Raw genomic sequence first — 21,462 nt, forward strand, 5'->3', positions numbered from 1 at the left:
CCGGTGCACCGTGTCACGCGGTGCCCGGCGTTTGGCCCCGATTGCGAACGGATCGAAGAGGGGAGGAAACATCATCGTGAAGGGAAAACGAATTGGATTGGGCATCACCGGAGGCATTGCAGCTTACAAAGCGGCGACAGTGGCAAGTCAGTTGACCCAGCGCGGAGCGGATGTCCGTGTCATCATGACCGGGTCAGCGACAAAGTTTATCACTCCTCTCACCCTGCAGGTGTTATCGCGGAACCATGTAACGGTGGACATGTTTGACGAGCACCGGCCGGAAGTGGTGAATCATATTGATCTGGCGGATCATGCCGATTTGTTTGTGATTGCCCCGGCCACGGCCAATATCATTGCCAAGCTGGCTCACGGGTTGGCCGATGACATGTTGTCCACCACATTACTTGCGACCCGGGCGCCCGTTGTTTTGGCACCGGCGATGAACGTCAATATGTATGAAAACCAAGCAGTGCAAGAAAATATCGCGATCCTGAGAAAAAGGGGCTTTTCGTTCATTGAACCGGGTGAAGGACAACTGGCATGCGGTTACGTCGGTAAAGGGCGCATGGCGGAACCGGAACAAATTGTGGAGTGGGTGGAGCACTTTTTCTCCAACCGCCGACTTTTGGCGGGAAAAAAGGTTTTGATTACGGCCGGCCCCACATTGGAACCGATTGATCCGGTCCGCTATATCTCCAACCATTCTTCGGGAAAAATGGGATTCGCCTTGGCGGAAGCGGCCCGTGAGGCAGGAGCGGAAGTGATTTTGGTCACCGGCCCTGTCTCCTTGAAAACGCCTCCCGGGGTCCAACGGGTGGATGTCCGGCGAACGAGCGAAATGAAAGAAGCTGTCCGGAAGCACTTGCCGGAGGTGGATGTGATTTTCAAGGCGGCCGCCGTTTCGGATTACCGCCCCAAAGAATTCATGGAACAAAAAATGAAAAAAACCAAAGATGAGATGACGTTAAACCTGGTCAAAACGGAAGACATCGCCAAATGGGTCGGAGCGCACAAAAAACCGCATCAACTGTTTGTGGGATTTGCCGCCGAAACCGAAAATCTGGAAGCTTATGCAAGTGACAAATTAAAACGAAAAGGGATGGATTACATTGTGGCCAATAATGTAACCATGCCCGGAGCCGGATTTGGCAGCGACACCAATATTGTCACGGTGTATGACCGGCACGGAAAAGTTTTTTCCCTGCCCCGGATGAGTAAATTGGAGGTGGCACGGAAGTTGATGACCTTGGTTGGGGACTGGTTTGCAAATGATTGCTGAAGTGATCGTGGATGTGCCGGCTCAGGCCTTGGACCGCCCGTTTGATTATTTGATTCCGGAAGAGCTGGAACCGGACATCCGTGTGGGCAGCCGGGTCCATGTTCCTTTCGGGAACCGCAAACTGATCGGATATGTTGTGAAAATCAAAGAGAAGGCGGAAGCCAAGCGGGTGAAACCAATTATTGAGGTGATGGATTTCATTCCGCCTCTTACGCCCGAACTGGTTGAACTGGCCGCCATGATGGCGGAAGAATATATGTGTCACACGATTACCGCTTTGCAATCCATGGTGCCGGCGGTTTTGAAGGGGAAGTACCAAAAAGTGGTTCGCTATGCGGATCCTGCGGACGAGCCGGCCGGCGATCTGTCTCTGATTGATTGCGAACCCTTTTTGACCCGGTTGAAAGAGAAAGGCGAGTGCACTTGGGATGAGGCGTTATCACTTGGCATGAGTGCCTCCCGTCTGCGGAAACTTGCCGCCGGCGGGCGGATCATTCTGGAAGAAAGAGTGGGGGACCGGGTGACCCGGAACAAGGTGACCTGGGTGTTTCCCAAAAGCAGGGGAGTGCTGCACCAAGCTTTGGAGGGATTGAGCAAAAGGGCAACACGCCAGCGGGAAGTGCTCCGGTATTTTCTGAATCAAGAAAGCGGGATTCCGCTTCCCCGGTTGCTCAGTGAGCTTCAAGTATCCCGTTCGACGGTGCAAAGCCTTGTCCAAAAAGGAATATTAGTGGAAGAGGAGCGGGAAGAATTCCGGGATCCTTACCAGCATCAACAATTTCAAAAAACCCAGCCGCTTCCTTTAACCGGTGAGCAGCAGAAGGCTTATAATACCATGATGGAATCCATCCATGACCAAAAGCCCCGTACCATCTTGTTGCAAGGGGTGACCGGAAGTGGAAAAACCGAAGTTTATCTTCAGGTGATTGCGGAAGTTTTGCGGCGGGGGCGGGAAGCGATTGTGCTGGTTCCGGAGATTTCCCTCACCCCGCAGATGGTGGAACGGTTCAAAGGCCGCTTCGGAGATCAGGTGGCGGTTTTGCACAGCCGTCTGTCCGGCGGCGAACGGTATGATGAATGGCGAAAAATCCGCCGCGGGGAAGTGAAAGTGGCCATCGGTGCCCGGTCCGCCATTTTCGCACCGTTTCAACAGCTGGGATTGATCATTATTGATGAAGAACATGAGTCTTCCTATAAACAAGAGGAAAATCCCAAATATCACGCGCGGCATGTTGCAGAGTGGCGGATTCAAAAACATGGGGCGACTTTGGTGTTGGGTTCGGCCACGCCGTCGTTGGAGAGTTACAAACAAGCTTGTGAAGGGCGTTTTCACCGGGTGGAGTTAAAAGAACGGGTTCACGGACGCCCGTTTCCGGAGATGAAAGTGGTGGATATGCGAAAGGAGCTGGCCGACGGCAACCGGTCGATGTTCAGTGCATGTTTGCGTCAGGAACTGACCCGGTGCCTGGAGCAAAATGAGCAGGCGGTGTTGTTTTTAAACCGGCGCGGCTTTTCCACCTTTCTCATGTGCCGGGAATGCGGTGAATCGGTGATGTGTCCCCATTGTGACATTTCGTTGACTTATCACCAGACCAACCGGACGGTGCGTTGCCATTATTGCGGATATGCGGAGCGTGTGCCGGAAGTCTGTCCGTCATGCGGCAGCAAATATATCCGTCATTTCGGTGTCGGAACGCAAAAAGTGGAGCAGGAATTGGTCCGCCATTTTCCCGGCATCCGCGTGATCCGGATGGATGTGGACACCACCAGTCGCAAAGGGGCGCACGAACAGCTCTTGAGTCAATTCGGGAGAAAGCAGGCGGATGTTTTGCTTGGAACCCAGATGATTGCCAAAGGGCTGGATTTTCCGGATGTGACCTTGGTGGGAGTCATTGCGGCAGATTCGATGCTTCATTTGCCCGATTTCCGCTCGGCGGAACGCACCTTTCAATTATTGACCCAGGTCAGCGGCCGGGCCGGAAGGCATGAGAAGCCGGGAAAAGTGGTGATCCAAACCTACAGTGCCGATCACTACAGCATCCGGATGGCGGTCAACCGGGAGACGGAACGTTTTTACCGGCAGGAAGCGGAAGTCCGCAAAAAACATTTTTATCCTCCTTATTGCGGATTGTTTTCTTTTTTGATCAGTCATCCGGACCGGGTGAAAGTGATGCGTGCGGGGCAAGAGCTGGCTTTTCACCTCAAAAAGGATTTTCCGTCCGACTGTGAGCTTTTGGGACCGGTACCGGCTCCCATTCCGCGGATCAAAGACCGTTACCGCATGCAAATGTTGATTAAATATCCGCCCGGCAGCCCATCCATCCGGTGGTTGAAACACCGGGTACGGGAAATGCTTTATTCGATGGAGGATCCCCAACTGAAAATCAGTTTGGACCGGGATGGAATGGAATCATTGATTCCGGTCACTGCTTTATAAAGAAAAGACAGGAAAGGAGCTTGATGATGGCGATTCGCAACATTGTTCAATACCCGGATCCGGTCTTGAAGAAAAAAGCCCGTCCGGTTCAGAAATTCAACGCACGGCTTCACAAACTGCTCGATGACATGGCAGAAACCATGTATGATGCAAAAGGTGTCGGATTGGCGGCCCCGCAAGTCGGGATATTAAAAAGAGTGATTGTGGTTGATGTCGGGGAAGGGTTGATTGAAATCGTCAATCCCGAAATCGTCGAAAAGAAAGGGGAACAACTCGCCTCGCCGGAAGGGTGCTTGAGCATTCCAAACCTGTTGGGGGAAGTGCGGCGGGCACAATGGGTGAAAGTCACCGGGCAGGACCGGGACGGAAATCCGCTCGAACTCGAAGCGGAAGGCTATTTGGCCCGGGCCTTGCAACATGAAGTGGATCATTTAAACGGTGTATTGTTTATCGATATTGCTGACCGCGTATTCCGTCCGGAGGAGGAATTGGATTGAGCAAAGCCAGAGTGTTATTTATGGGCACGCCGGATTTTGCCGTGCCCTCTTTGCGTGTGTTGCTGGAAGAGAAAGAGCAGGTGGAAGTGATCGGGGTGGTGACCCAGCCGGATCGCCCCAAAGGAAGAAAAAAAGTATTGACGCCGCCCCCGGTCAAGGTGGAAGCCTTAAATCATGATCTGCCGGTATTCCAGCCGCAAAAATTGAGATCGGGGGAAGGCATCCGTCAGGTTTTGGAACTGCAGCCGGATTTGATTGTGACCGCGGCATACGGTCAAATTTTGCCGGAACCTGTTTTAGAAGCCCCCAAATACGGATGTATCAATGTTCATGCCTCGTTGTTGCCCAAATACCGGGGAGGCGCTCCGATCCACCATGCCATCATCAACGGGGAAAAGGAAACCGGAGTGACGATCATGTACATGGTCAAAGCGTTGGATGCCGGAGACATGCTCTTGCAACGGGCGATTCCGATCACTTCTGAGGATAATGTGGGGACCATGCATGATAAATTGGCAAATCTTGGCGCAGAATTATTAAAAGAAGTTCTTCCTTCCATTCTCGACGGCACGGTGCAGGCCGTTCCGCAAGATGATGAGCAGGCGACGTTTGCCCCCAATATCACCCGCGAAGATGAAAAAATCGACTGGAAACGTTCCGCCCGGGAACTGGATTGTCAAATCCGCGGCTTGTGCCCGTGGCCGGTTGCCTATACCATGTGGAAGGGAAAACCGTTTAAAATTTGGAAGGCTTCGGTGGTGAATGAAGAAACGCAAGACGAGCCCGGCACGGTGATCCGGTTGGATGCCGACGGCATTGTGGTGGCCACCGGCAACGGAATGTTGCGATTGACGGAAGTACAGCCTTCCGGAAAAAAAACGATGTCGGCCAAGCAATTTATCAACGGCCGGCAGATGAAGGCAGGAGATCGGTTCGGTGACTAAACAAAGGGAGGGCAATGCCCGGGAAACCGCTCTTTCCATTTTGGAGAAATGGGAAGAAAGACAAGCATACAGCAATTTGCTTTTGAATCAGGTGCTGCAAGCGTCCCCGTTGAATGAAAAGGACAAGCGCCTGGTGACCGAACTGGTTTACGGAACGATCCAACGAAAAAACACACTGGATTGGATATTGAACCAGTTGGTGAAAAAAGGCGTCGGCTCTTTGGAGCTCTGGGTCCGCCAACTGCTCAGGCTCGGTATTTATCAATTGCTTTATCTGGATAAGATTCCGGAGCGGGCGGCGATTTACGAAACGGTGCAAATCAGCAAAAAGAGGGGGCACCGGGGCATCAGCGGACTGGTCAACGGGGTGTTGCGTTCTTTTTTAAGGAACCGGCGCCGCCTGACACCGAAAAAAAATCCGCAAACCCTGGCGGAAAAAGCGGTTTCGTATTCTCATCCCGGGTGGATGATCGAACGGATGGAACAGGCATACGGGGAGGAAGAGACAAAAGCGGCATTGCTTTCCAATCATCATCCTCCCCGGGTGAGTGTCCGGGTGAACCGGCTGAAGATGGATCGGGATGTTTTCATCAAAGAGTGGAATGCAACCGGAAACGGCCGGGCGGAGGCATCCGGGATCGCACCGGAAGGCGTGGCGATTTCAGGCGGTGGAAACCCGGCGTTCACCCCGTGGTTCCGGGAAGGGTATTGCACCATTCAAGATGAAAGTTCGATGCTGGTGGCGCGTGTTTTGGCACCGGCCCCCGGCATGAAAGTGTTGGATGTCTGCGCGGCTCCCGGGGGGAAAACGACGCATCTGGCGGAATTGATGAAGAATCAGGGACACATTGTGGCCTGTGATGTCCATGACCACAAACTTTCCCTGATCCGGTCCAATGCTTCGCGACTGGGAATAGATATCATTTCCGTCCGCCAATTGGATGGGCGGAACCTGCCCGGATCATTTCAACCGCATTCGTTTGATGCCGTTTTGCTGGATGCCCCCTGTTCCGGATTGGGGGTGATCCGGCGCAAACCGGATTTAAAATGGGGCAAAGAAGCGGAGAATATTGAGGCATTGGCACAGTTGCAAAAAGAGTTGCTGGATGCGGCTGCCCCGCTGCTGAAACCGGGCGGGGTTCTTGTGTACAGCACCTGCACTTGGGAACCGCGTGAAAACCGGGAGCAGGTGGAGTCCTTTCTAAAAAGGCATCCGGATTTTTCCGGTGACAACACCTGGAAGGAAGAATTGCCGGATCCGGTGAAAAGCCGGGTTCGTTCAGGGGACGGTTGGATTCAAATCCTGCCGCACGATTTTCTGAGTGACGGTTTTTTTATTTCACGGATGATCAAACATTGAAAGGTTCAGGGCGATGCGCCCATGTGCCGGAAATCAGCGGGAACAACATCCCGCTGATTTTTTTATTCCATCCCCCGATGCATGATTTCCCGGGCTTGGTGGGAAGTTATGGATGGTGATGTTTAATGAGAAGACCCAATCGTGTTTTAAACAGGGAACGCAAAAAGAAAAAGAAATTGGAAGAACATAATGAACAACAATTAAATAAAGCGGTGAAAGAGGAAACACCCGTCTATCCGGATTTGGATCAGAATCTGGAGTTTATCAAAAATGTTCTGGGTGATTCCTCGGATCTGGTGATACGTGAGTTCACGATTGACCAACCCCGGAAAAAAGCGGCCGTGATTTATTTTGATGAGTTGATCAATAAAGAGTTGGCCCATAATTTTTTAATCCGGCCGCTGATCAAGCTGGAAAAAACAGGAGAAGAGCTGTCGGATCCGTGGGAAACGATTGTCAACGAAGTGGAGGCCGGAGAGACGGAAGAAGTCGATCAGATGAGAAAAGTCTTGGAAGGCGTGTTGGGAGGGGACACCGTTTTATTGGTGGATGGTTCCGAAAAAGGGTTGATTGTCGGCTCGAAAGGTTGGGCTACCCGGGGTGTTGATGAACCACGGGCAGAACAAGTGGTGCGAGGGCCCCGTGAAGGATTGAGTGAAACCCTGAATTTCAGTTTGTCCATGATCCGCCATCGTCTGCGGGATCCATCCCTGCGTGTGAAGTATATCGCGGTGGGAAAAAGGACCAAGACGACGGTTGCCGTCTTGTATATTGAAGAGATCAGCGAAAAACAAATCGTGCAAGAAGTGGAAGAGCGGATCAAACGGATCAAAATCGACGGGATTCTGGAAGCCGGTTATATTGAAGAGATGATCCAGGATCAAATGTGGACGCCGTTTCCGCTGTTACAAAACACGGAACGGCCGGACACGGTGGTCTCGCATTTGTTGGAGGGGAAAGTGGCCGTGATGGTGGACGGGGCTCCCCAAGCGTTGATTGCCCCGGCGGTGTTCAGCCAGTTTTACAACAGTCCGGAGGATTATTACGAGCGTTATTTGATTTCGACGTTCCTGAGGTTTATCCGTTTGCTCAGTTTGTTTATCGCCTTATTGTTGCCGGCACTTTACATCGCTTTCATTTCGTTTCATCCTGAAATGATCCCTTCCGACTTGATGCTTGCGATGGCTGCGGGACGGGCCACCGTGCCGTTTTCGGCAATTGTGGAGGCATTGATCATGGAGATCAGTGTGGAAATTTTGCGGGAAGCCAGCATTCGCCTTCCGGGACCGATCGGGCCGACCATCGGGATTGTCGGGGCGCTGGTCATTGGGAACGCGGCGGTGACCGCCGGACTGGTTTCCCCCGCCTTTGTGATTGTTGTCGGTTTGACGACGATCAGCTCGTACGCCAATCCCAATTACAATGCAGCCATTTCGGTCCGTCTGCTGTGCTTTCCGTTCATGATCGTCGCAGCGATGTTCGGGTTGTTTGGCATCATGATCGGATTGATGCTTTTGCTTTTGCATCTGGTTCAGCTCCGGTCTTTTGGCGTGCCGTACATGGCTCCGTTTGCCCCCTTGAATTTGCGGGATCTCAGAGACTCCCTGATCCGCATCCCGTGGCCGTGGATGAAAAAACGACCGACCATCTATCAGACACATAATAAAATCCGCTTGAAAAAGGGAGGAACCAAAGATGGATCGTAAAACCGCATCCAAACAAGTCATCACTTCCTATCAGGCTTTCACGCTTCTTTATTCCACCATTTTTGGAGCCGGTGTCCTGAGTTTGCCGAGGTCGGTCGGGGAATCGGCCGGAAACGATATGATTTGGGTGATTCTTTTGTCCGGGGTGGTCGTGGCGATCCTGGTGTATTTGATGACCTGGCTTTGTCAGCGGTTTCCCGGGATGACACTGGTGCAGTTTGCCCCTTACATTTTGGGTTCCAGAAAAAGAAAGTGGGTCGGATATGTCATTAGTTTTCCCTTTTTGTTGATGGTGGCGCTTTTTTTTGTCATGGGGACGGCATCAGTCGTGCGCATTTTTGGGGAAACCGTGGTGACGACCATGTTGCCGCGCACCCCTGTGGAAGCCGTGATGCTTATTTTTCTTTTGGCGGCGGCTTTTGGTGCGGGAAGTGATCTCGGAGTGATTGCCAAATTGAACGAGTTTTTGTTCCCGATCACGTTGATCCCTTTCTTGTCCATGATATATGCCTTGTTTCAAAGCGGGGAAATCACCAACATTCTGCCGCTCTTTCAACTGGATCCGATGGTCTTGCCGAAAGCGTTGATGGGAGGCGCTTTTGCTTTTGCCGGATTTCAAGTGGTGATGATTTTTTCCGGGTTTTATCAACAACCGGAGAAAATGAAAAAAGCAAATATGATTTCCATCCTCGCCATCACCATTTCGTATTGGTACTTGTGTGCCATTTCCTTGAGTGTTTTTGGGATCGACGAAGTGAAAAATTTGATGTTTCCTGTTTTGGAAGTGGCCAAAGTGGTCAAGATGGAAGACATTTTGTTTGAGCGGATCGAATCGGCCATTTTATCAATTTGGCTGGTTGCGGGTTATACATCGGTGGTCAATTTGTTTTCGGCTTTGGTTCAAATCATCATCGAGTATTTTCGCCTTTCCGAAAGGTACCGCCGCTTGATTGCTTTTCTCGCCGTCCCGGTTTTTTTGTACTTGGCATTGATCCCGGAGAATACACAGGAAGTGGGGATTTATGCCGATCGGATCGGGCTTTATGACGGCGTCATTTCTGTCATCATTCCCGTGGTTCTGTTGCTGGTTGCCGTGATTCGCAAGAAGAAAGGAGAAGTTCGCGATGAAATTTAATCTTCTCCAAAGAAAAAGATGGGTCATCATACTTTCGGTGTTGTCCCTGATGTTGACCAGTGGATGTTGGGATGCGATCGAAATTGAAAAACGGGCGGTTGTCGTGGCATTGGCGGTGGACCAAAGCCCGTTGGGGCATAAAGTGTCAATCCAAGTCCCGAACCCCCGCAAAACCGTCGGCGGCGGTGAAGAAGGTGGGGGAGGAGGCGGAGGTGCCGGAGCTGTCGAATTATTTTCGGAGGAAGGACGCACCCTCCAGGAAGCATTCATGCAAATCGAGAATGAAACCAATTATCCTTTGTTTACGGGACACACTCAAATTTTGTTGATCGGTGAGGAGTTGGCGAAAAACGGGACCAGAGATTTGATGGAAGGATTGAGGCGAAATCAACAAATCCGGCGCCATTTGTGGCCGGTGATCATTCAAGGCGAGGCGAAGGATGCCTTGGACGTTCAGGTTCGTCTCGAAGAAATTCCCATCGATTATTTGCGGGAAACGATCGATACCGGAATCAAAAATGGGCGTTTTCCGTCGATGGTTTTGGGGGAGTATTTTGAGGAATTGTCCAACCCGGCCAAACGGGCCCCGATTTTGAATGTTTTCCGCGTCTCTGACAACCGCTATGTTTGGAACGGAATCGGCATTTTTAAAAATGACCGCCTGCTCGGGGTTTTGAAACCGCCTTTGGTCAATGCATTGCTGCATGTCCGGGAACACAAACCCGGATGGCCGGTGATGATCGATTGCCCCCAACAACAGAAAGGGCAAATCGTGTTTTTTCCAAAATCATCCTCCAGCAACATTCACATTTCGGACAAGGAACCGGCGATCGACGTGAACGTGAGCATGGAAGGGGAAATCACGGTCAAAGAATGTACTTCGTATAAGCTGGATCAACCGCAAAAATACCAGATGCTCAGTAATATGGTCCAACATGAATATGATAAATCTGCGAAAAAGCTGATTGATCTGGCCCAAAAAGAGTACAATACAGATATCTTTGCCCTTGGCAAATTTGTAAAGGCTTATTACCCGAAACTGTATCACCGGTTGAACTGGGAAAAAGACTTTTCCCAAATACCGATCCGCATTCATTATGACGTGGATGTGCGAAGAGCCGGTTTGGAGTCGAAGTGACACAGGGGGGAGGAGAAGCCGCAATATCTGTCAGAAAGGACACAAAAATCTTCACGAGCTGTCCCTTTTCTTTCATTGGGACTATGATATAATAAGAAAAGTTTTGAACAGGCGTTCCCTGTTCAAGATGGATGGCTAGTTAGGAATTGGTGAGATCATTTATGAAACCTTTTGCATACGATTTGACTTATGAAATGTGGATGGAATGGATGAAAGAAAGGAATCAACCGGCATTCCGGGCCAAACAGGTGATGGATTGGCTTTATGTGAAACGCGTTGATTCATTCCGGGAGATGACGAATCTTCCCAAAACGTTGAGGGAAACCTTGGAGGAGCATTTTCAACTGGCACCGCTTCAAATCATCACCCGCCAGGTTTCCAAAGACGGTACGGTGAAATTCTTGTTTGGTTTGCATGACCAACATGCCATTGAGACCGTGGTCATGCGGCACAATTACGGAATCAGCGTTTGTGTGACCACCCAAGTGGGATGCCGGTTGGGATGTACATTTTGTGCATCCACACTGGGCGGATTGAAACGGAACCTTTCCAGTGGAGAAATTGTCGCGCAAGTGATGATGGCTCAAAAATATTTGGACCAAACGAATGAAAGAGTGAAATCGGTTGTTGTCATGGGTTCCGGTGAGCCTTTTGAAAACTACGATGCCACCATGCGTTTTGTTCGCACGATCAATGATTCGCATGGTTTAAATATCGGGCAAAGACATATTACCGTTTCCACCAGTGGAGTGGTGCCGAATATTTATCGGTTTGCTGATGAAAATTGGCAAGTGGGTTTGGCCATTTCTCTGCATGCGCCCAATCAGGAATTGCGCAAGAAATTGATGCCCATCAGCCGGAAGTACCCGCTCGCTGAACTTTTGGAAGCGTGTTGGTACTACATCAATGAGACCGGACGCCGGCTCACTTTTGAATATGCCTTGATCGGCGGGAAAAACGACCAGGATGAACATGCCCACGAACTGGGGCAACTGCTGCAAGGAAAAAATTGTCTGGTCAATTTGATTCCGGTCAACTACGTTCCGGAACGCAATTACACCCGGACGCCGCGGGAACAAATTTTTGAGTTTAAACGGATTTTGGACTCATATCATATCAATACAACCATCCGCAGAGAACAAGGACATGACATTGATGCGGCATGCGGACAATTGCGGGCCAAACACAACCAGTCAAAATGAGAATTTTTCGGGCGGCATGCAATCGATTCCCGAGGAAAACGCGAAGGTTGAGAAACGTCATTTCCTCTATATTGCATTTCAACCAAGGGAAACTGAAAGGGAAAGGGGTAACCGGAATGGAGCTAGCTCGGCGCACAGACATCGGACGTGTGCGTGATCTGAACGAAGACAGCACAGGTCTGATTGTGACCAAATCCGGGGCTGTGATTGCCATTGTTGCGGATGGAATGGGCGGGCATCAGGCTGGAGACGTAGCCAGTAGCAAGACCGTGGAAACCATTGAACAGGTGGTCTCAGCCCAACCCTTGGATATATCTACGGATGAAAAAAGTGACTTACTTCTTCATGCAGTAGGGAAAGCGAATGAAACCGTATATAATATGGCAGCTGAGAATAACCAATATAAAGGGATGGGTACAACGGTGATCGCATCCATTGTAGACACCAAAGAAGTTGTCTTGGCCCATGTGGGAGACAGCCGGGCATATATGCTGCATAATGGCGGACTCTATCAATTGACCGAAGATCATTCCTATGTCAATCTTTTGAAAAAACATGGGCAAATCACTGAAGAAGAAGCGGCAAATCATCCGCAACGCAATATGATCGTCCGGGCAGTCGGAACAAGTGAAGAAGTGGAAGTGGATTTGATCAATACACCATGGAGTCAGGGAGACACGTTGCTCCTTTGCTCAGACGGACTGACTACAATGGTTAGCGAGAGGGAAATCGGGCTTGTTTTATCTTCCAAAACCATGTCCTTGGATGAGAAAGCGGATCAGCTGATAAAAATGGCGTTGGACGCCGGCGGAACAGATAATATTTCCCTTATCTTACTAAGGCATACAGGAAGGTCAGCGACATCTTAATCGGGTGCAAGGAGGAACGAGGTGACCATGCAGATGGAAGGGAAGAAGCTGGGGGGACGTTACGAAATCGTCAGCCGCGTCGGCGGCGGAGGGATGGCCGTTGTATATAAAGCAAAAGATGTGCTTTTAAACAGATATGTCGCCATCAAGGTCCTGAGTGAATCCCTCAGTAATGATTCGGAATTTATACGTCGATTCAGCCGGGAAGCCCAGGCTGCTGCAAGTTTGTCTCACCCCAATATTGTCAATGTTTATGATGTGGGGCGCGATCACTTTACGCATTACATTGTGATGGAATTGGTGGAAGGTCCGACCTTGAAGCAGTACATTCAGGAGCGCGGTCCCCTGCCCGTTCAGGAAGCGGCGACGATTGCCGTTCAGATTTGTGACGGATTGGCCCATGCCCACGAGAATCAGATTGTGCACCGGGACATCAAGCCCCACAATATTTTGCTCGGTCCCAACGGGCGCGCCAAAGTGACAGACTTCGGAATTGCCCGTGCCGCCAGCTCATCCACGATTACCCAACAAGGATCAGTGATGGGGTCGGTTCATTACTTTTCACCGGAACAAGCCCGGGGCGGAGTGATTGGCGAGAAATCGGATTTATATTCGTTGGGAATTGTATTGTATGAGATGTTAACCGGAAGAATTCCGTTTGACGGGGATTCAGCCATCAGCATTGCATTGAAACATTTACAGGAAACACCTGAAGATCCCCGGAAATATAACTCGAATATTCCGGATAATGTTGCGGAAATCGTCATGAAGGCCTTGAGCAAAAATCCGGAAGACCGGTTCGAATCGGCCCGGGACATGATGAAAAGCATCCAGTATGCGGTCCAATTGACGCCTCATATGGAAGCCAATTGGGTGAATCACCAACGGAATCAAGGACAGGAAATGTTCCAGACGATTCCGTTGAATGAAGAATCGTCGAACAATGACGAACAATATGAGTCGCCGGTACAGCGTCCGGAGATTCGCTCCGGCAAAAAAGAACCGTCCCCGCAAAAGGGACAAACGCAAGGGCTCGGGGAGCGCACGCTGACCAATCTGGAGCGGCTGAAAAATGTTTCCGGTGACAAAGAAAAAACGGTCCTGCAACGAACGGTTGTCTGGCTTGAAAATGTGCAAGCCAAATTGCCCTGGTGGCAAAAGCTGTTGTTTGGCCTCTTTACCATTGCAGTCATCGTCATGTTGAGCATCTGGGGCTTTACCACCGTTTGGGGACTGTTTACCGGGGATGGAAGTGATTCTGAACAGCAACAAGCGCAGGAAAATGTGATTCCAACCTTTGCAACGGAAGAAGATGCCGTGAAGTTTGCAGAGAGCCACGGTTTGGGAAAACCGGAAATCAGCTATGTCGAGGGAGATCCGGGAAAAGTGGTGGAACAATCCCCGAAACCGGGAACAGAATTTTCATCGGATACAAAAATTAAACTCAAAGTCGGAATTGACGGGGTCATGGTAAAAGATTACAGGGGCGAGTTTGAATCCAATCTGCCGACCCATGATAATGGATATAAAATTCAAGCCTTTTGGTGTTCAAATGGTACTGGTCCGGAAAACACAGTTTTTAAACAAAAACCTGCACCAGGTACTACCATTAAGGAAGGCGAAACCGTCGAGGTATATCTCAATACACCGAAAGTTAAAGGGTCTGGTTGTTTCCCGAAACACTAATCAACTAAAGGAGGTCTCCGATGCCCTTTGGTCAAATCGTAAAAGCAATCAGCGGGTTTTACTACGTGCGCACGGATGAAGGGAAAGTGATTCAATGCCGGGCGCGTGGTGTTTTTAAATTTGAAAAGAAAAAGCTGACTCCGCTGGTTGGCGATTTGGTGGAAATCGAACAAACGGGGTTGGACGAAGGCGTGGTGACCTCCGTTCAACCCCGTTCTTCTGAATTAATCCGTCCGCCGATTGCCAACGTGGATCAAGCGATTGTGGTGGGTTCCCTCAAACGTCCCCGTTTTCAGCCCATGCCGCTGGACCGTTTCCTGGTTCACGGGGAACGCGAGGGTTTGGAGATGGTTATTGTTTTGACCAAAAAAGACTTGGTCAAAAATGAACAGGAAATTGAAAAAATCCGGTCGGTCTATGAACCGGCAGGTTATCCCGTTATTGAGACGAGCATCAAAACCGGAGAAGGAATCGATGAACTGAAACGACATCTCAAAGGAAAAGTCTCCGTTTTCGCCGGTCAATCCGGTGTCGGAAAGAGTTCTCTGTTAAATGAATTGCTGCCCGGGCAAAAGCTTGAAACCGGGAAGGTGAGTGACAAAATCGGGCGTGGGCGCCATACCACCCGGCAAGTGGAGCTGCTTATTTTGCCGGAAGGAGGACAAGTGGCGGATACGCCCGGTTTTAGCCAACTCCATTTCAAAGGCATGGAACCGGTTGAGCTGGGGGATTGTTTTCCGGAGATCCGCCGGCGCGCTCCGGAATGCCGGTTTCGTGGTTGCCTGCACATCAATGAACCGGATTGTGCGGTCAAAGAGGCGCTCCGTCAGGGAGAGATGGACGAAAAGCGGTATCAGCACTACACACAGTTTTTGACAGAGATTAAAGAGGCGTTGGAAAGGAGATATACCTGATGATTAAGATTGCTCCCTCGATATTGTCCGCGGACTTTGCCAATTTGAAAAAGGAGATTCAGGAAGTGGAAAAAGGCGGAGCCGACTGGATCCATGTGGATGTGATGGATGGGCATTTTGTGCCGAATATCACGATGGGGCCGCTGGTTGTCGAAGCAATCCGTCCCCATACCGGATTACCCTTGGATGTTCATTTAATGATTGAAGAGCCCGACCGGTATATTGACGATTTTGTCAAAGCCGGGGCCGATTTGATCTCCGTTCATCAAGAGACCTGTCCGCATTTGCACCGGACGGTTTCTTATGTGAAAGAACGGGGCGTGAAGGCCGGCGTGGTGATTAATCCGGCAACGCCCGTGCAAATGCTGGAACCGATTTTGCCGGAAGTGGATCTCGTTTTGTTGATGACGGTAAATCCGGGGTTCGGCGGACAACGGTTTATTCAAAATGTGTTGCCGAAAATCCGGGAGGTCCGGCAAATGTTGGACGAGCAGGGACGGATGCATGTGGATATCGAAGTGGATGGCGGCATTCAGCCGGAAACGGCCCGCTTGGCGGTGGAGTACGGAGCCAATGTGTTGGTGGCCGGTTCGGCGATCTTCGGACAGAAGAAGCGGGCGGAAGCGATCAAAGCCATCCGGCAGGCGGCTGAAAAATAAACAAAAAGGTGGAGAAAATGGCGGGCAAAAAACTGGTCACAATGATAGAAATCGCAATGATGGCTGCAATCGCCGTGGTACTTCATAAGCTGATGATTCCGTTTCATTTATGGCCCAACGGCGGTTCGGTGACCTTTTCCATGGTTCCGATTGCGGCAGTGGCTTTGCGTCGCGGGGCCAAAGCAGGGGTCCTTTGCGGCGGAATCACCGGGCTGTTGCTGTGGATATTGGGAGGCACGGTGATTCATCCGGCTCAGGCTGTTCTGGACTATCCGCTTGCTTTCGGGGCCTTGGGGGTTGCCGGATGGATCCGGATTGGTGAAGATACGAAAAAGCCATTGCTCTTCCTTTCTTTGGGGCTTCTCTTGTCCGGCGGATTGCGGCTGACGGCCCATTTCCTGTCCGGGGTTATTTTTTTCAAAGCATTCACTCCCGCCGGCCAATCCGTCTATCTGTATTCGCTGGTGTATAACTTGTCCTACATTTTGCCGGAAGTGATCCTGACCTTCCTCATCATGGCGGGAATTTGCCGGTCGGCGCCGCAACTGATCAGAAGACAGGGATAGATGGTGAGAAGATTGGAAAAAAACAGGGTGGTTGTGATTGCCGGCGGTGATTTCTCCCGTTTTGAGGCGGAACTCATTCGACCGGAAACGGATTTGATTATTACGGCGGATGCCGGGGCGGTGAGCCTGGAAGCGCACGGATTGGTTCCGGATATTGCCGTGGGGGATTTTGACACCACAGGCATTGACTATATTGAAACGTTAAAACAAAAGGGAGTGCGGGTCATCCCGCTTCCTGCCGAAAAAGAAGTGACCGACTTGCATTTTGCCCTCCTCTGTGCCACGCGGCAAAAACCGGACGAAATTTTGATCCTGGGAGCGCTGGGCGGAGACCGGGCGGACCATATGCTGGCCAACATCGGCTTGTTGGAATGGTTAAAGGAAGAGGGCAAAAATGCGACCATGCTTCATCCTGCAAACCGGTTGCGCTTGCTTTCGGGACCGGGAAAAATGAAGTTTGACTCCAAAGAGTTTCAATATGTTTCGTTGCTTCCGGTTTCGCGGAAAGTGACCGGGATCGAGACGGACGGATTGAAATATCCGCTCAAAAAGGAAACGTTGTACCGGGGAGGAACCCGGGGAATCAGCAATGAGTTGGTGAAAGTGCCGGCTTTTGTTTCGGTTGAAGAAGGAATTTGTTTGGTGATCGAAAGCCGGGAATAACAAAACCTGCGGTGTTCCGCAGGTTTTTCTTGTTTCGGGAAGAAAAATTCGGGCTCGTCTTTCAGGATTTTTCCGGGTGTTCTAGGTACACATTCTCATTTATAGAATATAAATAAGTTGAAAAATAGGGTCTTCTTCCTTTTGTCGATCCTGGTGAATTGTTGAAATAAGGGGTGATCCTGGTGAAATTTTACACGTTTAAATTGCCGAAGTTTTTGGGCGGGGTGGTGAAAGCGATCCTGGCCGCTTTTAAAAAAGATCCGCAATAAAAAAGAAACCACAAAAAAAGCACCTCTTCACGGTGCTTTTTTCCTGGCATTATACACGGGTAACCTTGCCGGATTTCAGTGCGCGGGTGCTTACATACACGCGCTTTGGTTTTCCGTCGACAAGAATGCGGACTTTTTGGACATTGGCGCCCCATTTTCTCCGCGTTTTGCGGTTCGAATGGCTTACTTTATTTCCAGCATGCCCTTGTTTTCCGGTTACAAAACAACGACGAGCCATGTTGACACCTCCTGTTTCTCACTCGTTCCAACCGATGAAACGTTACCATCCGGTAACTTTATGGACTAAACACCTGGTCATTTTAGCATACCTCCCCGCTGCTTGCAAGGAGTTGACAGGTTCAGTATGATGAATATTATTGCTCTTTTATTCGTTATGTTAATATTGTACAATTGACCTAGCTGGAATAAGTACCTCACTTGGGAGGAATCAAAATGAGCGTTGAAATAGCCACACAACTTGGACAGATTGAAGTGACCAATGATGTGATTGCCACGGTTGCCGGGATCGCGGCAATGGATTGTTACGGATTGGTCGGCATGGCATCACGCAGTCAATTGAAAGACGGGATTACGGAATTATTGCGAAAAGAGAACTTGAGCAAGGGAATTGAAGTCCGAGAAGAAAACGGCGAAATTGTGATCGATCTGTACATCATTGTCGGCTACGGCACCAAAATTTCGGAAGTGGCGAGTAATGTGCAGTCAAAAGTGAAATACACGCTCAGTGAAATTATTGGAGTCAAAGTTAATAAAGTGAACATCTTTGTGCAAGGTGTTCGACTGGTGAATGAAGAGTAAGGAGGAGCATTGTGACAAAGCAACAAATCCATACATCACAGTTTTTACAGATGATGCGGGCGGGTGCCAAGACACTCAACAAAAACGCGGAAAAAGTGAATGCTTTAAACGTTTTCCCCGTGCCGGACGGTGATACGGGAACCAACATGAGCTTAACCATCAGTTCTGGTGTCAAAGAGATGGAAAAAGCTTCTGCAACCGCCGGGACCGTGGGGGAATTGGCGCAAGCGCTCGCAAAAGGTTTGTTAATGGGAGCACGAGGAAACTCCGGCGTCATTCTTTCCCAGTTATTTCGTGGTTTTTCCAAAGCAGTGGCGGATAAGGTGTTTATTTCGTCTCACCAGCTGGCCGATGCCTTTCAGCAAGGGGTCGATACGGCTTACAAAGCAGTGATCAAGCCGGTGGAAGGAACCATTCTGACCGTGGCACGCGAAGCGGCAGAGGCCGGAAAGAAACAGGCACTTGCCACCGATGATCCGGCCGTTGTGATGAATACCGTTTTAACCGAAGCAAAAAAAGCGTTATCAAAGACCCCGGAGTTCTTACCCGTGTTAAAGCAAGCCGGGGTGGTGGATGCCGGCGGACAAGGCCTGGTTTATATTTATGAAGGAATGCTTGCCGCCCTGAGAGGGGAAGAGGACGATGCTTCCGAAGCCCTCCCGGATGATTTGTCGTCCATTTCGGATCTGGCTCATGAGTCTGCGCAGTCCAAATTGGATCCGGCGGACATTCAGTTCGGATATTGCACCGAATTTATGATTAACCTGATGACGGACCGCCGGGAAACCGAATCCTTTGAAGAGGCGGAATTCCGCCGGGCATTGGGGCAATTCGGGGATTCCATCCTGGTCGTCTCCGATGATGAGCTGGTGAAAGTCCACATTCACGCCGAATATCCCGGAGACGTGCTGAACTTTGCAATGAAATTCGGCGACCTGAAAAAAATCAAAATTGAAAATATGCGCGAGCAATATGACGATGTGGTCAACAAAACACCGGCACCCAAGGCCAAAACGGAAGAAAAGCCGGCTGAAAAGAACCCATACGGCATTGTGACCGTCGCGTCCGGGAAAGGAATTGCGGACATTTTCCGTTCGATGGGCGCGGATGTGGTGATTGAAGGCGGTCAAACAATGAATCCGAGCACGGAGGATCTGGTTCGTGCCGTGGAACAACTCCATGCAGAGCAAGTAATTATCCTCCCGAATAATAAAAATATTATTTTAACCGCAGAACAAGTGGGAGAAGTGGTGGACCAGCCGGTGCATGTTTTGCCGACACGCACGATTCCGCAAGGAATGGCAGCGTTGTTGTCTTTTGATGCAACCGTTTCGCCTGAAGAAAACAAGGAGAACATGACGGAAGCTTTCCAAGAAGTGAAATCAGGCGAAATCACCGTGGCTGTACGCGATTCCCAAGTGGATGGGCATCAGATTGAGCAAGGAAATTACCTTGGCATCCTGGAAGGCAAAATCGAAGTCGTCGACGAGGACTTAAAGCAAGCGTCCCTGGCTTTATTGGCCGACATGATTGATGAGGACACGGACATTGTGACGGTCTTCTACGGGGAAGCATTGGAAGAAGCTGAGGCACAAGACCTGGTGCAAGACTTGGAAGAACAATATCCCGATGTGGAAATCGAACTGTATGACGGTGGTCAGCCGGTCTATTACTACTTGTTTGCGGTTGAGTAAGGGGAGGATCAAATGGGGAACGTTAAAATCATTACAGACAGTACGGCAGATATTCCCAAGTCGCTTGCAAAAGAACTGGGCATCACGGTCATCCCGATCAATGTGCATTTGGATGGGGAATCTTATCAGGACGGAATCAACATCACTCCGGATGAGTTTTATCTGAAAATGAGCCGGACGGATCAATTGCCGACCACTTCACAACCTTCTCCGCTGGATATTGTCAGCGCGTTTAAACGAGCCGTTTTTGACGGGGCCAAAGAAATCATATCTTTTCATATTTCATCGAGAATGAGCGGGACTTATCAATCTGCTTTGCTGGCAAAATCCATGGTGGAAGAAGAATATCCCGATGTCAAAATTGAAGTGGTTGACACCAAAACGGTCACCTTTTGTTTGGGAGTGATCGTCGTTCTGGTGGCACGTGCCGCCAAAGAAGGCAAGCCGCTTTCGGAACTGTTGTCCATGGCGATGAAGATCCGGCAGGAACAAAGGTTGCTTGCTTTGGTCGATACCTTGGAATATTTGCAAAAAGGCGGCCGGATCGGAAAAGCGGCTGCCTTGGTCGGCACCCTGTTAAACATCAAGCCGATCATTTCCATCAATGATGACGGAGAAGTGGAAGCCGTTGATAAGGCGCGGGGAAATAAAAAGGCCGTCCAAAAAGTGTTTGACGGCTTGAAAAAGGAAGCGTCGGGCCGTCCCGTTGCCTTGGCGGTGATCCATGCAGCCAAAAGAGAACAAGCAGAACAATGGATGGCACGGGCTCAGGAACTGTTTGACATCCGGGAACAACATGTGGTGGATATCGGGCCTGCCGTGGGAACGCATGCCGGGCCCGGAACCATCGGCTGCATCATTGTGCCCTTGGACCGGCTGTAAGCCGGAAAAGCAGTCTGAAGAGGTGGAGCTTATGAAATATCGGACGGTTTTTGATATTATCGGCCCGGTGATGATCGGGCCGTCCAGTTCCCATACGGCAGGTGCAGCCCGTATCGGCAGAGCGGCACGGACCATTTTCGGACGGAAACCGAGCCGTGCAGAGATTACATTGTACGGCTCCTTTGCCAAAACTTACCGCGGCCACGGGACAGATGTCGCCTTGGCCGGCGGATTGCTCGATTTTGACACTTTTGACAAGCGGATGGTGCATGCGCTGGAAATCGCCGAACAAGAAGGCATCGAGATCCGCTTTCATGAATCCGATGAAATCACGGACCATCCCAACACGGCCCGGATCCGGCTGGAGGACGAAGCGGGAAGTCTGGAAATCGTCGGGGTGTCCATCGGTGGAGGAAAAATGGAAATTGTGGAGTTAAATGGCTTTGAACTGCGTTTGTCAGGGAACGGGCCGGTCTTGTTCGTATTGCATCAAGACAAATACGGAGCGGTCGCGCGTGTTGCCGGTGTCCTTGCCGAGCATAAAATTAACATTGCCTTTATGCAGGTGTCGCGTAAGGAAAAAGGTTTACAGGCACTGATGTCCATCGAGACGGATCAACCGGTGGACGAAAAGGTGCAAGCAAAAATTCGCGACTTGGAGGATATCCACGCTGTAACGGTTTTATAGTTTCACCACCGCCGTTTCTTCACAGATGACGGCGGTTTTCTGTGAAAAGGGGGTT

General features: G+C 50.3%; 21 protein-coding genes. 20 read left to right on the forward strand and 1 reads right to left on the reverse strand.

Annotated elements, in window-relative coordinates; genetic code table 11:
• Nucleotides 1-73 precede the first annotated feature (73 nt).
• From coaBC to spoVM, 16 genes are all read left to right on the forward strand, one after another.
• Nucleotides 74-1,279, forward strand: coding sequence for a bifunctional phosphopantothenoylcysteine decarboxylase/phosphopantothenate--cysteine ligase CoaBC (coaBC, locus tag I8U21_RS06870; RefSeq protein WP_181731204.1), 1,206 nt, complete (start codon nt 74-76; stop codon nt 1,277-1,279).
• A complete protein-coding gene (gene priA / locus I8U21_RS06875; RefSeq protein ID WP_198053639.1) occupies nt 1,269-3,716 on the forward strand; it encodes a primosomal protein N' in 2,448 nt (815 codons plus the stop codon). The genes coaBC and priA overlap by 11 nt, the downstream gene beginning before the upstream one ends.
• 26 nt (nt 3,717-3,742) lie before the next feature.
• Complete coding sequence (def, locus tag I8U21_RS06880) at nt 3,743-4,213, forward strand: peptide deformylase (protein ID WP_198053566.1); 471 nt, start codon at nt 3,743-3,745, stop codon at nt 4,211-4,213.
• A gap of 20 nt (nt 4,214-4,233) precedes the next feature.
• A complete protein-coding gene (gene fmt, locus I8U21_RS06885; protein WP_198053640.1) occupies nt 4,234-5,157 on the forward strand; it encodes a methionyl-tRNA formyltransferase in 924 nt (307 codons plus the stop codon).
• Entirely contained in the window at nt 5,150-6,517 is a 1,368-nt protein-coding gene (gene rsmB, locus I8U21_RS06890; RefSeq protein ID WP_181730791.1) for a 16S rRNA (cytosine(967)-C(5))-methyltransferase RsmB, read from the forward strand. Before fmt ends, rsmB begins: the two co-directional genes overlap by 8 nt.
• A 125-nt stretch (nt 6,518-6,642) precedes the next feature.
• Complete coding sequence (locus I8U21_RS06895; RefSeq protein WP_198053567.1) at nt 6,643-8,223, forward strand: spore germination protein; 1,581 nt, start codon at nt 6,643-6,645, stop codon at nt 8,221-8,223.
• Nucleotides 8,213-9,358 carry a GerAB/ArcD/ProY family transporter gene (locus I8U21_RS06900; protein ID WP_198053568.1) on the forward strand — a complete coding sequence of 382 codons (1,146 nt, stop codon included), beginning with the start codon at nt 8,213-8,215 and terminating at the stop codon, nt 9,356-9,358. Before I8U21_RS06895 ends, I8U21_RS06900 begins: the two co-directional genes overlap by 11 nt.
• A complete protein-coding gene (locus tag I8U21_RS06905) occupies nt 9,348-10,496 on the forward strand; it encodes a Ger(x)C family spore germination protein (RefSeq protein ID WP_121874227.1) in 1,149 nt (382 codons plus the stop codon). The genes I8U21_RS06900 and I8U21_RS06905 overlap by 11 nt, the downstream gene beginning before the upstream one ends.
• A 161-nt stretch (nt 10,497-10,657) precedes the next feature.
• Nucleotides 10,658-11,698, forward strand: a complete 1,041-nt coding sequence (rlmN, locus tag I8U21_RS06910) for a dual-specificity RNA methyltransferase RlmN (RefSeq protein WP_121874228.1) — start codon at nt 10,658-10,660, stop codon at nt 11,696-11,698.
• Nucleotides 11,699-11,814: 116 nt separating this feature from the next.
• Nucleotides 11,815-12,567, forward strand: a complete 753-nt coding sequence (locus I8U21_RS06915) for a Stp1/IreP family PP2C-type Ser/Thr phosphatase (protein WP_121874256.1) — start codon at nt 11,815-11,817, stop codon at nt 12,565-12,567.
• Nucleotides 12,568-12,600: 33 nt separating this feature from the next.
• Nucleotides 12,601-14,253, forward strand: a complete 1,653-nt coding sequence (gene pknB / locus I8U21_RS06920) for a Stk1 family PASTA domain-containing Ser/Thr kinase (protein WP_232333862.1) — start codon at nt 12,601-12,603, stop codon at nt 14,251-14,253.
• A 20-nt stretch (nt 14,254-14,273) separates the two neighbouring features.
• Nucleotides 14,274-15,167: a ribosome small subunit-dependent GTPase A gene (gene rsgA, locus I8U21_RS06925; RefSeq protein WP_181730787.1), complete on the forward strand. Its 894-nt coding sequence runs from the start codon at nt 14,274-14,276 to the stop codon at nt 15,165-15,167.
• Nucleotides 15,167-15,826: a ribulose-phosphate 3-epimerase gene (gene rpe, locus I8U21_RS06930; protein ID WP_181730786.1), complete on the forward strand. Its 660-nt coding sequence runs from the start codon at nt 15,167-15,169 to the stop codon at nt 15,824-15,826. Before rsgA ends, rpe begins: the two co-directional genes overlap by 1 nt.
• A 17-nt stretch (nt 15,827-15,843) precedes the next feature.
• Nucleotides 15,844-16,392, forward strand: a complete 549-nt coding sequence (thiT, locus tag I8U21_RS06935) for an energy-coupled thiamine transporter ThiT (protein ID WP_181730785.1) — start codon at nt 15,844-15,846, stop codon at nt 16,390-16,392.
• Nucleotides 16,393-17,055: a thiamine diphosphokinase gene (locus tag I8U21_RS06940; protein ID WP_198053569.1), complete on the forward strand. Its 663-nt coding sequence runs from the start codon at nt 16,393-16,395 to the stop codon at nt 17,053-17,055.
• Nucleotides 17,056-17,237: 182 nt separating this feature from the next.
• Nucleotides 17,238-17,324 carry a stage V sporulation protein SpoVM gene (spoVM, locus tag I8U21_RS06945; protein WP_181731202.1) on the forward strand — a complete coding sequence of 29 codons (87 nt, stop codon included), beginning with the start codon at nt 17,238-17,240 and terminating at the stop codon, nt 17,322-17,324.
• Between the two features lie 49 nt (nt 17,325-17,373).
• Here the strand turns inward: spoVM and rpmB are convergent, their stop codons facing one another.
• Nucleotides 17,374-17,562, reverse strand: coding sequence for a 50S ribosomal protein L28 (gene rpmB, locus I8U21_RS06950; RefSeq protein ID WP_181730783.1), 189 nt, complete (start codon nt 17,560-17,562; stop codon nt 17,374-17,376).
• A gap of 215 nt (nt 17,563-17,777) precedes the next feature.
• Between rpmB and I8U21_RS06955 the strand changes: the two genes are divergently transcribed.
• From I8U21_RS06955 to sdaAB, 4 genes are read left to right on the forward strand one after another with little or no spacing between them, the layout of a single operon-like run.
• Entirely contained in the window at nt 17,778-18,143 is a 366-nt protein-coding gene (locus I8U21_RS06955) for an Asp23/Gls24 family envelope stress response protein (RefSeq protein WP_181730782.1), read from the forward strand.
• A gap of 11 nt (nt 18,144-18,154) precedes the next feature.
• A complete protein-coding gene (locus I8U21_RS06960; RefSeq protein WP_198053570.1) occupies nt 18,155-19,837 on the forward strand; it encodes a DAK2 domain-containing protein in 1,683 nt (560 codons plus the stop codon).
• A 12-nt stretch (nt 19,838-19,849) separates the two neighbouring features.
• Nucleotides 19,850-20,719, forward strand: coding sequence for a DegV family protein (locus I8U21_RS06965; RefSeq protein ID WP_198053571.1), 870 nt, complete (start codon nt 19,850-19,852; stop codon nt 20,717-20,719).
• 31 nt (nt 20,720-20,750) lie between these two features.
• Nucleotides 20,751-21,407, forward strand: a complete 657-nt coding sequence (sdaAB, locus tag I8U21_RS06970) for an L-serine ammonia-lyase, iron-sulfur-dependent subunit beta (RefSeq protein WP_181730779.1) — start codon at nt 20,751-20,753, stop codon at nt 21,405-21,407.
• Nucleotides 21,408-21,462: the final 55 nt, after the last annotated feature.

Origin of the sequence: Thermoactinomyces sp. CICC 23799, from assembly GCF_016055145.1 — a bacterium.
Lineage (GTDB): Bacteria > Bacillota > Bacilli > Thermoactinomycetales > Thermoactinomycetaceae > Thermoactinomyces > Thermoactinomyces intermedius.

Coding starts and splice junctions, on each gene's coding strand:
- priA (WP_198053639.1), top strand. CDS start 1,269: ATGATTGCTGAAGTGATCGTGGATGTGCCGGCTCAGGCCTTGGACCGC.
- rlmN (WP_121874228.1), top strand. CDS start 10,658: ATGAAACCTTTTGCATACGATTTGACTTATGAAATGTGGATGGAATGG.
- I8U21_RS06965 (WP_198053571.1), top strand. CDS start 19,850: ATGGGGAACGTTAAAATCATTACAGACAGTACGGCAGATATTCCCAAG.
- I8U21_RS06955 (WP_181730782.1), top strand. CDS start 17,778: ATGAGCGTTGAAATAGCCACACAACTTGGACAGATTGAAGTGACCAAT.
- I8U21_RS06940 (WP_198053569.1), top strand. CDS start 16,393: ATGGTGAGAAGATTGGAAAAAAACAGGGTGGTTGTGATTGCCGGCGGT.
- pknB (WP_232333862.1), top strand. CDS start 12,601: ATGGAAGGGAAGAAGCTGGGGGGACGTTACGAAATCGTCAGCCGCGTC.
- thiT (WP_181730785.1), top strand. CDS start 15,844: ATGGCGGGCAAAAAACTGGTCACAATGATAGAAATCGCAATGATGGCT.
- rpmB (WP_181730783.1), bottom strand. CDS start 17,562: ATGGCTCGTCGTTGTTTTGTAACCGGAAAACAAGGGCATGCTGGAAAT.
- I8U21_RS06895 (WP_198053567.1), top strand. CDS start 6,643: ATGAGAAGACCCAATCGTGTTTTAAACAGGGAACGCAAAAAGAAAAAG.
- fmt (WP_198053640.1), top strand. CDS start 4,234: ATGGGCACGCCGGATTTTGCCGTGCCCTCTTTGCGTGTGTTGCTGGAA.
- I8U21_RS06900 (WP_198053568.1), top strand. CDS start 8,213: ATGGATCGTAAAACCGCATCCAAACAAGTCATCACTTCCTATCAGGCT.
- rpe (WP_181730786.1), top strand. CDS start 15,167: ATGATTAAGATTGCTCCCTCGATATTGTCCGCGGACTTTGCCAATTTG.
- def (WP_198053566.1), top strand. CDS start 3,743: ATGGCGATTCGCAACATTGTTCAATACCCGGATCCGGTCTTGAAGAAA.
- rsgA (WP_181730787.1), top strand. CDS start 14,274: ATGCCCTTTGGTCAAATCGTAAAAGCAATCAGCGGGTTTTACTACGTG.
- I8U21_RS06905 (WP_121874227.1), top strand. CDS start 9,348: ATGAAATTTAATCTTCTCCAAAGAAAAAGATGGGTCATCATACTTTCG.
- I8U21_RS06915 (WP_121874256.1), top strand. CDS start 11,815: ATGGAGCTAGCTCGGCGCACAGACATCGGACGTGTGCGTGATCTGAAC.
- sdaAB (WP_181730779.1), top strand. CDS start 20,751: ATGAAATATCGGACGGTTTTTGATATTATCGGCCCGGTGATGATCGGG.